12 protein-coding genes and 1 pseudogene are annotated in these 13,405 nt (G+C 41.7%); 12 read left to right on the top strand and 1 reads right to left on the bottom strand.

Translation table 11 applies throughout. From position 1 onward, the window contains the following. From A3GY_RS0103475 to A3GY_RS0103465, 3 genes and pseudogenes are all read left to right on the top strand, one after another. Positions 1-360 carry a DUF3958 family protein gene (locus A3GY_RS0103475; RefSeq protein WP_018030019.1) on the top strand — a complete coding sequence of 120 codons (360 nt, stop codon included), beginning with the start codon at positions 1-3 and terminating at the stop codon, positions 358-360. Further along, positions 350-2,003, top strand: a pseudogene (locus A3GY_RS09655) (T7SS effector LXG polymorphic toxin). Before A3GY_RS0103475 ends, A3GY_RS09655 begins: the two are co-directional and overlap by 11 nt. 8 nt (positions 2,004-2,011) lie before the next feature. Continuing rightward, on the top strand, positions 2,012-2,626 hold the full coding sequence (locus A3GY_RS0103465) for a TipC family immunity protein (protein ID WP_018030018.1): 615 nt from the start codon (positions 2,012-2,014) through the stop codon (positions 2,624-2,626). A 170-nt stretch (positions 2,627-2,796) separates the two neighbouring features. On the opposite strand, the gene mscL is transcribed toward A3GY_RS0103465, so the two are convergent. Beyond that, the gene (gene mscL / locus A3GY_RS0103460) at positions 2,797-3,168 is read right to left on the bottom strand and encodes a large conductance mechanosensitive channel protein MscL (protein ID WP_018030017.1); all 372 of its coding nucleotides are present in this window, start codon (positions 3,166-3,168) and stop codon (positions 2,797-2,799) included. A 155-nt stretch (positions 3,169-3,323) separates the two neighbouring features. On the opposite strand from mscL, the gene A3GY_RS0103455 reads away from it, so the two are divergent. The 9 genes from A3GY_RS0103455 (at position 3,324) to A3GY_RS0103415 (ending at position 13,402) form a co-directional block, all read left to right on the top strand. Beyond that, positions 3,324-4,790 carry a hypothetical protein gene (locus A3GY_RS0103455; RefSeq protein WP_018030016.1) on the top strand — a complete coding sequence of 489 codons (1,467 nt, stop codon included), beginning with the start codon at positions 3,324-3,326 and terminating at the stop codon, positions 4,788-4,790. Between the two features lie 104 nt (positions 4,791-4,894). Beyond that, complete coding sequence (dnaG, locus tag A3GY_RS0103450; protein ID WP_018030015.1) at positions 4,895-6,673, top strand: DNA primase; 1,779 nt, start codon at positions 4,895-4,897, stop codon at positions 6,671-6,673. Between the two features lie 8 nt (positions 6,674-6,681). Further along, complete coding sequence (gene rpoD, locus A3GY_RS0103445) at positions 6,682-7,791, top strand: RNA polymerase sigma factor RpoD (RefSeq protein WP_018030014.1); 1,110 nt, start codon at positions 6,682-6,684, stop codon at positions 7,789-7,791. A gap of 11 nt (positions 7,792-7,802) precedes the next feature. Beyond that, the gene (locus A3GY_RS0103440; RefSeq protein ID WP_018030013.1) at positions 7,803-8,138 is read left to right on the top strand and encodes a metal-sulfur cluster assembly factor; all 336 of its coding nucleotides are present in this window, start codon (positions 7,803-7,805) and stop codon (positions 8,136-8,138) included. 123 nt (positions 8,139-8,261) lie between these two features. Next, entirely contained in the window at positions 8,262-9,113 is an 852-nt protein-coding gene (gene rfbD, locus A3GY_RS0103435; protein WP_018030012.1) for a dTDP-4-dehydrorhamnose reductase, read from the top strand. Between the two features lie 185 nt (positions 9,114-9,298). Then, complete coding sequence (gene cps2T, locus A3GY_RS0103430) at positions 9,299-10,453, top strand: beta 1-4 rhamnosyltransferase Cps2T (protein ID WP_018030011.1); 1,155 nt, start codon at positions 9,299-9,301, stop codon at positions 10,451-10,453. Continuing rightward, positions 10,443-11,375: a glycosyltransferase family 2 protein gene (locus A3GY_RS0103425; RefSeq protein ID WP_018030010.1), complete on the top strand. Its 933-nt coding sequence runs from the start codon at positions 10,443-10,445 to the stop codon at positions 11,373-11,375. The genes cps2T and A3GY_RS0103425 overlap by 11 nt, the downstream gene beginning before the upstream one ends. Beyond that, positions 11,376-12,179: an ABC transporter permease gene (locus A3GY_RS0103420; RefSeq protein WP_018030009.1), complete on the top strand. Its 804-nt coding sequence runs from the start codon at positions 11,376-11,378 to the stop codon at positions 12,177-12,179. It begins immediately after the preceding gene. Continuing rightward, complete coding sequence (locus A3GY_RS0103415; protein WP_018030008.1) at positions 12,179-13,402, top strand: ABC transporter ATP-binding protein; 1,224 nt, start codon at positions 12,179-12,181, stop codon at positions 13,400-13,402. The genes A3GY_RS0103420 and A3GY_RS0103415 overlap by 1 nt, the downstream gene beginning before the upstream one ends. Positions 13,403-13,405 lie beyond the last annotated feature (3 nt).

Here is a 13,405-nt window from a genome sequence, read left to right as displayed (position 1 = left end):
ATGACGAAAGGAGATCAGCTAAGGCAGAAGGAATTGGAACTGTCTGAACAGTTGGAAGACAAGGGAAGACAGCGAGGTCGAGCCGAACAACTATATAGCGATTTTGAATGGTATGCCAGTGATGCTCAGTTTTTAGAACAGCAGCTCCGAGAGGCTGCCTATCAAAGCAAATACGCTTGGCAGCTGGAAGATACTGCCAATCAAATGAGAGCTTCTAAGCTCCAGTTGTTCAATGATTTAACAGACTATATTGACAGGCTGAAAAAAGACGAGCGGTATATTGAAGATCAGCTGGATGTTCTTTATACTGAGAAGCAAAAGGCATTTTGGGAAGAAGAGGAGAAGCGTTATGGGTATTGATATGTTTTTAGAAGACTCTGAGACACAGAGTGCCAGCGTGGTCACCCAATGCCAGTCACAGCTGGAAGCCTATCAATCCCTGCAGACCGCCATTCAAACCTTTGCACAGGATACTGAGAGTCTACAGGGAAAGGCTTATGATTCAGCCCGAGACTTTTTCAACAGCGTCTTATTACCGTTAGCGCAGGGCGGTCAGCTGTATGCGGAGACCCCTATCACAAGCCATCACTAAGCTGCCAGCAGCCTATCAGGAAAGGGTAGATACCAAAAGCTGGCGAGAAGATGACTTGCTGGAAAAGATCAGACAAGAAGAAACCATGATTGCCCGCTTGGATGAGCTTAATACCTCCATCTCTCAGATGGAGGCCAGCAGTGAGCAAAAAAGCGCTCTCCGTCAGAATAACACAGAGTTACTGCGAGGGCACCATGCCAATAAGCGTGTCTATGAGACTATCCTGGAAGATTTACGTGCCTATGACCCTTATTCAGCCACTCTTTTTGATGATTTGGATAACATTGCCTCACAACTGACCATGGGTTTATCTCAGGTTAAAGGCAGTTGGAATGCGGCAGAAGGTGTTTTCAATACCCCAAGTAACCTCAGCTGGGTCACCTATCTCTCCGCCTATCAAGTCACCAAAGAGTTGACGGTGAGTAAAGCAGATAAGGCCTTTATCACCAGTCTGATGGCAGAGTATGGCTTTGACCTGAAGACGGCGCGGCAACTCTTGACTGTGAAGAAAGCGCTAGACAAGCAATTATCGAACTACAGCCAAAAGCAACGGGATTATGTCTTCCTAAGGCTTATAGGTGCCGTGTCTTATGATGGCGTCAAATGGGATGAGACGGCTGGTTATCTGACACCTTATTTTTCGGAAGATGTTGTCAGCAATCCCACAACGGGTGAAACGCAGAAAAAGGTCAAGCCACTTTTAACAATCTTCCAAACGTTAGGGCTTAGTGAACAAGAAGTCAAACAGTTGACCTATAATCTGAGATTGCAGCATGCTTTGGCAAATGGTGGAAATACTATAAAGCAAATGCGCAATATTGATTTTAATGAAGGTTCTAATACCTACAAAAATGCGAAGGCTAAGTATAAAAATGCATATGGAACAACAAAAGGTTTTGAGGAGTTTTGGGACGAGCGCTTAAAGGCATACTCCAATAATGGGGCAGGGAATGCGGATTTCACCCACCAATCCATCACCATGGCAACCCACCTCAATTCGGCAAGCTTTCAGCTGTCTGACCTATATGGGGGCAGGGAGCAAGTCAAAGATTTATCAGGCTGGGAAGGGGATACCACCTATAATGCCAGTGATATGAAGCCAAGTATTGGCGAGGATGACTATAAGGCTGATTTAGACGCCGTTAATATCATTGCTCGAATGGATAATGGAGCCTCTTACAGCCAAGCCATGGCTTCTTACTACAATGACGTTACCCAAGGGTCGTCCGTCCGAGAGAAAGAATTTCTCAAGAATGAGGATTGGACTGAGGTCAAGGGAACTATTTATGCCAGCCTTGTTCCGGATGAGGTTCTTACCCAAGGGGATAAGGCTTCGAAAGCCTATGTTTCTGAGAATTATAAAGGTGTTTCACGATTTTTAGAACGTTTAGAAAGGGTAGCAGGAGAGTAGGAAGAGCTATGAAACGAAAAATAATTGGCATTTTAGTATTAGCGGCACTTGCTTTATCGGCGGGCATTTACTATCATTATGCTAGTCAGCCTAAAAATATCTTTGATGAATTGTATCAAGAGATGAAAGCGAATTATTTAGGTGAAAATATTTTTTATCAGATTAAAGATACTAAAATTAAGAATTATAAAATCTATGATAAGGATATGAATGAAACTGATAAATTTAAACCAAGTATTGAGTATCCAGATTATTATTTAAATGACCATAATCCTAATTTGAGAATAACTTTTAATTTATATCAAAAGAAAGGGCTTAATATCTATTTTGAAAAGCACATTGATTCCAAAGTGACAATGATTTTTAACGTTCGTTATATGACCATAAAGAAATATTTAAATACAAAAATTAGTTTAATTAACTCGAATAACTACATTGACAACGAATCAGAAGTGAAGTCTTATTTGAAAAAATATGGTATCACAACAAAAGACTTGGACGGGTATTATGACAAAATCGTCAATCAAAAAGTTCTGAAAGACTGGTGTTCGATTTACGACAGCAAGTTTTCACCGACTGATTACGGAGATGTGACCGTTAAAACCCAATGGGAAAATTGGTGATACCATTGCATTGGTCGAATGGATAAGGGAGCTTCTTACAGCCAAGCTATGGCTTCTTATAACAGTAATGTTACACAAGAGGAGAGTCTGTTCTAGTTGAGTCCCATTTTAGGATGTTTTCATTTTCATCATTAGCTAAAAAGAAAAGCGCTTCTCAGAAGCACTTTCTTTTATTTTTTAGCTAATAAATCACGGATTTCAGTTAGCAATTCTTCTTGTGTCGGAGCAGCGTCTTCAGCTTCTTCTTTTTTGCCGAATGACATTGCCTTGTTAGCTGCTTTGACGATAAAGAACAAAACAGTACCAACAATTAAGAAGTTGATCACAGCGCTCAGGAAGCTACCATAAGCCACACCGTTCCATGTTAACTGGGCAATGTTTTCAGCACCTGCAGCTTTCAAAGCTGGTGTCAGAAAGAGCGGTGTAATAACATCTTCAACGAGTGAAGTGATAATAGCTCCAAATGCCGCCCCAATAATAACAGCAACAGCGAGATCCAAGACATTCCCTTTAAACAAGAAATCTTTTAATTCCTTAATCATTAAACTTTTCCTTTCATATTTAATCGATTATTAATTATACAGGATAAACCTAGCTTTGACAATCGATTTGCTCTTTTTTCTTTAAAAAAACATAATTGACATCTTCATTTAAAGATGACATAATACAATAATATGAAAAAAATAAAGGGGAGGCTATGGCAACAAAACGACAATCGAAGAGTTTAGTCCGTAAACAAGAGATTATTCCCTTGCTTATTTTTGTGTTTTCGGCCTTTTTATTGCTGGCTTTTACAGGCGGGATTACCATTTTAACCAAGATGGTGCAAGAAACCTCTGCGTCTGTGACCAAAGTCATTTTTCCGCCTAAGAAAAAAACGGCTTCCTTTAAGAAAAATCAAGATGTACAGATCAAGGTTTCCAGCAATTCCAGCCTAGCGAAGTATGGCGGTTGGATTGGAAAGATTAAGCAAGTTCATTATCTGAAAGAGAAGAATACTTACCGCTATGATATCATTTTTGAAAATAAGAAAGTCTTAAAAAAGATGAAGGCCTCTGTCATACAAGCAAAGGAAAAAGCCAAGTACCAGGTTGGCGAAATTATCCAGCTCAAGAAATCAGCAGAGACCGATTTGGACGGTGCCAGTCTGTCTGATTACAAAGGGACAGCTGGTAAGGTCGATAATATTTCTCTTAATTACCGCAGTCAAGACGGTGGCTATAAGTATGATATTACCTTTGATGATGGGATTAAATATACTAATATCCATGAGCGTGATTTGTCTACTATCTATCAAGTCAAGTTGTCAGCGGATAATTCAGCCAGTCAGAATAATGAGGTGCTGCGTCAGGCTTTTGCCTACGCGAAGGATAATCCTGGAACGGTGCTGGGACTCCCTTCTGGAGAATTTAAAATTGGCAGTCAGACACCGGAGCAGGACTATCAACTGCTAAGTTCCGATACGGAGCTGCGGGGGAATAAGACGACCCTTTTGGTTGAAGGGACAGCCTATTGGTTTGGCTTGGCAACAGGTCCTGGAGCTGAAGATGGGGTAAAAAATTTCACCATGCGCAACATTGATGTTAAAGCTAGCGATTTAACCAAGGGCGATCACTTTATGATTATGGCTAATCATGGAACAAACTGGAAAATCATCAATAACAGCTTTACCATGGTTCATAAATCGGGCAGTCACATCTTTGATTTGGGCTCTGTCCAGAATTCCGTCTTTGACGGGAATCAGTTTGTGGGCTATGCTCCTGATTTAACCAATAAAACTAACGTTGCTGAAGGAGATGACCTGCACCTTTACTATGCCGAAGCTATCCAGTTGGATGCTGCAGAGAACACAGGTATGTGGGATGCTAATCTTATCAAGAATATTGATCCCAATTACGCGGCCAACAATGCCCAGCGCCACCTGTCCAGCAATATCGTCATTACCAACAATGCTTTCCTGCCTTACAAGGACAGCTCCGGCAAAATTATTGCTTACAGCGCAAGTATCGGTCAGCATTCTTCAGATGTCGGTCTCGTCAGCATTTACAATAACACCTTCACCTCATCCTTGGTGAAACAGATTGCTAAAAATGATTGGGTTTTAAAACCCATCCATCTGCAGTCTGACTATGCGAATGCCATTTACGCTAATACGATCAACTAAAAAATGAAAGGAGACTGGGTCTCCTTTTCAATTTACAAATGTTTTCAAAAATGTTAAAATGAAACATAAAACTTAAAATAGGTTTATTGTGTGGAGGTGGTGACTTGGCTGTTGATAAAGATCTGATTCAAGACATCAAAAATAATGTCAATATTGTTGATGTTATTGGTGAAGTTGTTTCCCTCACTAAATCTGGACATAATTATTTGGGCCTCTGTCCATTTCATAAAGAAAAGACGCCCTCTTTTAATGTTGTGGAAGATAAACAATTCTTTCATTGCTTTGGCTGCGGCAAGTCTGGTGATGTTTTTAAGTTTATCGAGGAGTACCGCAATGTTCCTTTTATGGAAGCCGTTCAGCTGGTAGCTGATAAAGCAGGGATTGCTCTGACTCTTCCGAGCACTTCTCAAAAGCCAAGACGTGAGCATCCTCATCAAAGCTTATTGGACATCAATCAAGATGCAGCTAAGTTTTATCACGCTGTTTTGATGACGACCACTATTGGTGAGCAGGCGCGTCAATACCTCTATCAAAGAGGGCTGACCGACGAGCTGCTAGAGTACTTCAATATTGGGCTTGCACCGGATGAGTATGACTATCTTTATCAGGCGATGTCTAAAAAATATGATGAAACTGCCATTAGCCAATCGGGACTCTTTAATCTGTCGGACAGTAATCAAGTTTATGACGCTTTCCGAAATCGTATTATGTTTCCCCTGACGGATGAATCTGGCCGTGTCATTGCCTTTTCCGGACGAATTTGGACCAAGGATGATGCGAAAAAGAAGTTAGCCAAGTACAAGAATACACGTGCGACACAAATTTTCAACAAGTCTTATGAGATTTATCACCTAGACAGGGCTAAAATAACAGCTAAAAAAGAACATGAGGTCTACCTTATGGAAGGCTTTATGGATGTTATTGCAGCTTACCGAGTTGGCATTACCAACGCAGTGGCCTCTATGGGGACTGCGTTGACGCCGGATCATGTCCGCCACCTGAAAAAATTTACTCAGAAAGTCATTTTGACCTATGATGGGGATGATGCTGGTCAGAATGCTATGGCGAAATCACTGGAATTGCTGAAGGGGATGACGGTTGAAATTGTTCGAATTCCTGGAAAGATGGACCCAGATGAGTACATCAAAGCGTCATCAGAAGAAGAACTCTACAAACTCCTAACCCAGTCTCGGATTAGCAGTGAGGAGTTTTGGATTCACTATCTCAAGCCAGAAAACACTGAAAATCTTCAGGCAGAAATTGACTATGTGGACCGCATTGCCAAGATTATCGCGGGCAGTCCCTCCATTACAGCCCAAAACACCTATATTAACCTGGTGGCTGATTTGCTGTCGCATTTCAGTTATTCACAGGTGGAGCAGGCGGTTAATAATCAGCGTCTGATGAAGCGCCAGCAAGTGGCTCAAGTAAGCCAGACTTCTGGACCGGTATATAGTGACTTGCCGGTGACCAAGCAGGTTAACGCCTTGCGAAAAGCTGAGAACCATCTTTTCCATCGTCTCCTGCACCATCCCTATCTTTTAAATGAATTTCGTAATCGAGAAACGTTTTCGTTTGAGACTAAGGAACTCGATATTCTATTTAAACTGTTAAAGGAAAGCGGGGAGATTGCGACCTACGACTTGGCTCAGCAAAGCCGAGAAGTTCAGGAAGCTTACTATCAGGTCTTGGAAGAACGCCTGCCTGATGAGGTTGCAGATGGAGAAGTGGCTCAGATAGAGCGACAGCGGGATCGATACTTGCAGCGTCAGGAAGTCGAAAAACAGAATAAGAAAATTCGCGACAGCAGCAACCAAGGAGATCAGGAAGGTGCTGTCAAAACATTAGAAGCGCTCATTGCACAAAAAAGGAATATGGAATAGAGGAAAAGATGGCTAAAAAAACAAATTCTAGTACATTTAATGTTCAAGTTGCTGATTTTATCCGTAACCACAAAAAAGAAGGAACTGCCGTTGACGATGATGTAACTGAAAAATTGGTTATTCCTTTTACACTGGATGCAGATCAAATCGATGATTTGTTAGAACGTCTGACTGACGGTGGTATTTCCATTACAGATAAAGACGGAAATCCTTCAACCAAGTATGTAGTTGAAGAAATTAAACCAGAAGAGCTGACAGATGAGGAGTTGCTAGGCAGTAACTCTGCTAAGGTTAACGATCCAGTTCGGATGTACCTCAAAGAAATCGGAGTGGTTCCTCTCTTAACCAATGAGGAAGAAAAAGAACTGGCAATTGCTGTAGAAAACGGTGATTTAGAAGCCAAGCAGCGTCTGGCGGAAGCCAATCTGCGCTTGGTGGTTTCGATCGCTAAACGCTATGTAGGCCGCGGGATGCAGTTTCTTGATTTGATTCAGGAAGGCAATATGGGGCTCATGAAGGCGGTAGACAAGTTTGACTATTCCAAAGGGTTTAAGTTTTCAACTTATGCGACTTGGTGGATTCGTCAAGCCATTACACGTGCGATTGCAGATCAAGCCAGAACCATCCGCATCCCTGTTCATATGGTGGAAACCATCAATAAACTGGTCCGTGAACAGCGTAACCTTCTGCAAGAACTAGGCCAGGATCCTACCCCTGAACAAATTGGGGAACGGATGGACATGACACCGGATAAGGTGCGTGAAATTCTCAAAATTGCTCAGGAACCCGTTTCTCTTGAAACCCCGATTGGAGAAGAAGATGACAGCCATTTGGGTGACTTTATCGAAGATGAAGTGATCGAAAATCCGATTGATTATACAACACGGGTTGTTCTTCGGGAACAATTGGATGAGGTGCTGGATACACTCACAGACCGTGAAGAGAACGTTCTGCGTCTGCGTTTTGGTCTTGATGATGGCAAGATGCGTACGTTGGAGGATGTGGGCAAGGTTTTTAATGTGACCCGCGAACGTATCCGACAGATCGAGGCTAAGGCTCTGCGCAAATTGCGTCATCCAAGCCGCAGCAAACAGCTCCGTGACTTTGTAGAAGATTAAGGTGAGGTTTTATGGCAGAAACACAGTACAGCCCCCAAGAGGTTGATAAACTAAAAGATAAGATTCTAGAAACCTTGGAGTTAGTCATCGATCCCGAACTTGGGATTGATATTGTCAATCTAGGTTTGATTTACGACATTCGCTTTGAAGATTCAGGCCGGACGGAAATTGATATGACTTTGACGACGATGGGGTGTCCTTTGGCAGACCTCATTACTGATCAAATTCACGATGTTTTGAAGGATGTGCCAGAAGTGACAGAAGTTGATGTCAAACTGGTCTGGTACCCTGCCTGGACAGTCGAAAAAATGAGTCGTTATGCTAGAATTGCACTCGGCATTAGATGAAAAGACTGAGATCTCAGTCTTTTTTTGTGAAAAAAGGGCTGATGTAAGAAAGATACTTAAAAAGATGAAATTCCAGCTTTTTTGTTGTAAAATAAGATATAACAGTTTGATAAGGAGAAAACGATGATTTTAATTACAGGAAGTAATGGTCAATTAGGAACAGAATTGCGTCACTTATTGGATGAACGCAAGCAGGAATATGTTGCTGTTGATGTTGCTGAAATGGACATCACAGATGCTGATAAGGTTGATGACGTCTTTTCACAGGTTAAACCAAGTCTAGTCTATCATTGTGCAGCATACACAGCTGTAGATGCGGCGGAAGATGAGGGCAAGGAACTTAACTATGCGATTAATGTGACCGGAACTGAAAATATTGCGCAGGCTTGTCATAAGTATGGGGCGACTTTGGTTTACATCTCTACGGACTATGTCTTTGATGGACAAAAGCCAGTTGGCCAGGAGTGGTTAGAAGATGATCAGCCTGACCCTAAAACAGAGTATGGCCGCACCAAGCGTCTGGGTGAGGAAGCCGTTGAAAAATACAGCGACCAGTTTTATATCATTCGTACAGCTTGGGTTTTTGGCAACTACGGCAAAAACTTTGTCTTTACCATGCAGAATTTGGCTAAGACGCACCCTAAATTAACCGTCGTCAGCGACCAACACGGACGTCCGACCTGGACACGTACCCTGGCAGAGTTTATGACCTATCTGGCAGAAAATCAAAAGGCGTTTGGCTATTATCATTTATCAAACGATGCCAAAGAAGATACAACCTGGTATGATTTCGCTAAGGAAATTTTGAAAGATACAGATGTTGAGGTCCTCCCTGTTGATTCCAGTCAGTTTCCAGCCAAGGCTAAACGTCCTTTGAATTCAACGATGAGTTTAGCCAAAGCCAAGGCCACCGGATTTGTTATTCCGACCTGGCAGGAAGCGCTCCAAGAGTTTTACAAACAGGATATCAAATAAACAATCAAAAGTTTAGAAAGGTTTTTCTAAGCTTTTTTATTATTGAAAAGCCCAGACGGCCACGTTTAATTCAAGCATCAGCTAGCGGTCATTAGCTGCACAGCAGATAACGTTTTCTTTTTCGCTTTTGCTGGCAAAATATGCTATAATGATAGGTGATTGTATTGTAAAATTGGGAGGTTTGTATGCGTCATGTCTTTATCATCGGAAGTCGCGGTCTGCCAGCAAAGTACGGCGGTTTTGAGACTTTTGTGGCGGAGCTTGTAAAGCATCAGCTGTCACAGGATATCCAGTATCATGTCGCCTGTCTCAGTGATAAAGACCATCACAGACACTTTACTTATGAAAACGTCGATTGTTTTACAATCAAGGCCCCCAAGTTGGGGCCGGCGCGTGTGATTGCCTATGACATGATGGCCATTCAGTACGCGCTTTCTATCGTCGAACGTGACCAGATTAAAAAGCCTATTTTTTATATTCTAGGCAATACAATCGGTGCTTTTATAGCACCTTTTGCACGAAACATAAAAAAAGCTGGCGGTCTTTTTTATATCAATCCTGACGGTTTGGAGTGGAAGCGGTCCAAATGGTCAAAACCCATACAAACCTATCTGAAATATGCTGAGAAATGTATGACTAAGTCAGCCGATTTAGTGGTTTCAGATAATGTCGGCATTGAAAATTATATTAAAAACACCTACCCTTGGTCTAAAACAACCTTTATCGCTTACGGGACAGATTTGTCTCCATCGGGGCTGATGCCTGGGGATACTAAAGTCAGACAGTTTTTTGAGCGTCATGCTGCCAAAGAGAAGGATTACTACCTGATTGTTGGCCGTTTTGTTCCTGAAAATAATTATGAAAAAGTGATTTCTGAGTTTTTGCGGTCAAAAACCCAGCGTGATTTACTCATTGTCTGTAACCATGAAGGCAATCCCTATTTTGAGGCATTACGCCAAAAGACGTCTTTCGATCAGGATAAACGCGTTAAGTTTGTCGGGACTGTTTACGACCGGTCCCTGTTGACTTATCTTCGGGAGAATGCTTTTGCTTATCTTCATGGTCATGAGGTTGGCGGAACAAATCCCGGTCTTTTGGAGGCTTTGGCACATACCGATTTGAATCTTGTTTTAGGTGTTGATTTTAACCAAAAAGTAGCCTTGGAAACCGCTCTCTATTGGTCCAAGGAGGATCACAGTCTATCTGCCTTAATCAATCAGGTGGATCAAGAAATTGATTTTTCATTATTAGGTCTGGCGGCCAAAAAACATATGGCAGATCAGTATACTTGGGAAAAAATTGTAGGAGAGTATGAGGCACTATTTTTAAATGAAAGTTAATATTCTGATGGCTACCTACAATGGTCAAGACTTTGTGGGAGAACAGATTGAAAGTATTCAAAACCAGAGTTTTCAAGATTGGACCTTGCTGATAAGAGATGATGGTTCAAGTGATAGAACACGTGATATTATTCAAGCATATGCTCAAAAGGACAGCCGTATTCGCCTGATTAATCCGGATAGTTTACAAAATCTTGGGGTTATCAACAGTTTCTATCACTTGGTCAAATATGAGACAGCGGATGTTTACTTCTTCAGCGATCAGGATGATATCTGGCTGCCTGAAAAATTAGAGAAGACCTTGGCGGCAGCTGCGTCAAAAGATCCTAGCAGGCCGCTATTGGTTTATACGGATCTTAAGGTCGTGGATAAGGAGTTGAACACTCTCCATGAGAGCATGATAAAGACTCAGTCTCACCATGCCAACACCTCGCTTTTACAAGAATTAACAGAAAATACCGTCACCGGCGGAACCATGATGATAAACCGAGAGCTGGCAGATAAATGGACCGTCACCCAAGATATTCTGATGCATGACTGGTATCTGGCTTTGTTGGCTAGTGCTTTTGGAGAATTGGTCTATCTTGATTTTCCAACCGAGCTTTACCGCCAGCATGAAGCGAATGTTCTAGGAGCCAGAACCTGGTCGAAACGGGTGAAAAACTGGCTGCAGCCCCATAAGCTGGTCAGCAAATATTGGTCGCTGATTTCGCAAAGTCAAAAGCAGGCTAAGCACTTATTAAGCCTAGATTTGTCTTCTGAGAACAAAGAGCTGGTAGAGGCCTTTGTCACGATTATGGACCAATCTCTGGCTCAGCGCTTTAAGAGCCTGAGAACCTATGGTTTTGCTAAGAATAGAACTTTTCACACCTTGGTTTTTAGAACGTTGATTATTACCAAATTTGGTTATAGGAGAACATAAATGAATTTATTCAGCAAAGAAAATAAAATCTTGTTGAAAGAACTGATTAAAACAGATTTTAAATTACGTTATCAGGGGTCGGCTATCGGCTATCTCTGGTCGATTTTAAAACCACTAATGCTTTTTGCCATTATGTATGTGGTTTTCATCCAATTCTTGCGTTTGGGCGGAGACATTCCTCACTTTCCGGTTGCCCTCTTACTTGCCAATGTGACCTGGTCCTTCTTCACCGAAGCGACTAATATGGGAATGGTATCCATCGTAACACGGGGAGACCTACTAAGAAAACTGAATTTTTCAAAACACATTATTGTTTTGTCAGCCATCTGCGGAGCAGCTATCAACTTTTTTATCAATTTGATTGTCGTTCTCCTTTTTTCAGTCTTTAACGGTGTTCAGTTTACATGGACGGTTATTTTTGCAGTCCCTCTTTTCGTTGAATTGTTCTTGCTGGCTACCGGCGTTGCCCTGATTTTAGCCACCTTGTTTGTTCGTTTCCGAGATTTGGGTCAGATATGGGAAGTTGTGCTTCAGGCTGGTATGTATGCGACACCGATTATTTATCCGATTACCTTTATTTCAAATACGAATCCGACAGCAGCAAAGATTGTCATGCTTAATCCTGTCGCTCAGATTATTCAGGATTTGCGCTACTTTCTTATTGATAAGGCCAATGTTCCTGTTTGGCAGCTCATTAATCATAAGTCCATCGTAGCCATTCCTTATATCCTTCCAGTCCTTATATTTGCGCTTGGTTTTTATGTGTTTAACAAGCAGGCTAAGAAATTTGCGGAGATTCTCTAATGTCAAACAATAATATTGCAGTCAAAGTTGATCATGTTAGTAAATATTTTAAACTGCCGACAGAAAGTACGCACAGTTTACGTACGGCGATGGTCAATCGTTTTCGTGGCATCAAGGGTTACAAGGAACAGCATGTGCTGAGAGATATTCATTTTGATGTCGAAAAGGGAGACTTTTTTGGAATTGTCGGCAGAAACGGTTCTGGGAAGTCAACCTTATTAAAAATTATTTCTCAGATTTATGTTCCTGAAAAAGGTACAGTGACCGTTAACGGCAAGCTGGTTTCTTTCATTGAGTTAGGTGTTGGTTTCAATCCTGAACTAACTGGACGTGAAAATGTTTATATGAACGGTGCGATGCTTGGCTTTACAACAGAAGAAGTAGATGCCATGTATGACGATATTGTCGAGTTTGCCGAATTAAAAGAATTTATGAATCAAAAGCTCAAGAATTATTCCAGCGGAATGCAGGTTCGTCTGGCGTTCTCTGTTGCGATTAAGGCAGAAGGCGATATTCTGATTCTTGACGAAGTTCTGGCGGTCGGTGATGAGGCCTTTCAGCGTAAATGTAATGACTATTTCTTAGAACGCAAGAACAGCGGTAAGACAACTATTTTGGTTACCCATGATATGGCGGCGGTTAAGAAATACTGTAACAAGGCCGTCCTAATTGAAGATGGTTTGGTTAAAGCCATCGGTGATCCAGATGATGTCGCCAATCAATATAGCTTTGATAACGCCGTGCCAGTTGAAACAACTGACAATAAGGAAGATGACGAGGAAGAAAAGCAAGAAGTCCTCAAGGTTGATAACCTTGAAGTGAAGCTGCTTTCCAAGTCTCCTATGACACCGAAAGAAACAATCATGTTTGACATTTCTTACGATGTTTTAGACGATATAGAAACACATATTGTTTTCTCATTGACGGATATTGATAGAAATATCTGGATTTACAATGATAATGCTTGGGATATCCCGACTCAGGGCAGCGGTCATAAGAAATACCGTTACACCTGCTCCATTCCAAACGTCAACGACCTTAAATTGAAACTTCAGGTTACTATTTTGGGGAAATCAAAAGAAATGCTTGCCTTTGCGAACACGGCCAATGCACCGCTTGTTGTGATCAATCGTGATGACATTCCTTTGGATGATTTATCTGCTTTGGATTCTGCTTCCGGAATTATTCAACGAAATGGGAAGTGGGACATTTTATCCGTCTAGATT

This window comes from Streptococcus ferus DSM 20646 (genome assembly GCF_000372425.1).
GTDB classification, from domain to species: Bacteria; Bacillota; Bacilli; order Lactobacillales; family Streptococcaceae; genus Streptococcus; species Streptococcus ferus.
The sequence above is the reverse complement of the archived record's forward strand: the minus strand, read 5'-3'. Positions and strand labels throughout refer to the sequence as shown.

Coding starts and splice junctions, on each gene's coding strand:
- A3GY_RS0103475 (WP_018030019.1), top strand. CDS start 1: ATGACGAAAGGAGATCAGCTAAGGCAGAAGGAATTGGAACTGTCTGAA.
- A3GY_RS0103465 (WP_018030018.1), top strand. CDS start 2,012: ATGAAACGAAAAATAATTGGCATTTTAGTATTAGCGGCACTTGCTTTA.
- mscL (WP_018030017.1), bottom strand. CDS start 3,168: ATGATTAAGGAATTAAAAGATTTCTTGTTTAAAGGGAATGTCTTGGAT.
- A3GY_RS0103455 (WP_018030016.1), top strand. CDS start 3,324: ATGGCAACAAAACGACAATCGAAGAGTTTAGTCCGTAAACAAGAGATT.
- rpoD (WP_018030014.1), top strand. CDS start 6,682: ATGGCTAAAAAAACAAATTCTAGTACATTTAATGTTCAAGTTGCTGAT.
- A3GY_RS0103440 (WP_018030013.1), top strand. CDS start 7,803: ATGGCAGAAACACAGTACAGCCCCCAAGAGGTTGATAAACTAAAAGAT.
- rfbD (WP_018030012.1), top strand. CDS start 8,262: ATGATTTTAATTACAGGAAGTAATGGTCAATTAGGAACAGAATTGCGT.
- cps2T (WP_018030011.1), top strand. CDS start 9,299: ATGCGTCATGTCTTTATCATCGGAAGTCGCGGTCTGCCAGCAAAGTAC.
- A3GY_RS0103425 (WP_018030010.1), top strand. CDS start 10,443: ATGAAAGTTAATATTCTGATGGCTACCTACAATGGTCAAGACTTTGTG.
- A3GY_RS0103420 (WP_018030009.1), top strand. CDS start 11,376: ATGAATTTATTCAGCAAAGAAAATAAAATCTTGTTGAAAGAACTGATT.
- A3GY_RS0103415 (WP_018030008.1), top strand. CDS start 12,179: ATGTCAAACAATAATATTGCAGTCAAAGTTGATCATGTTAGTAAATAT.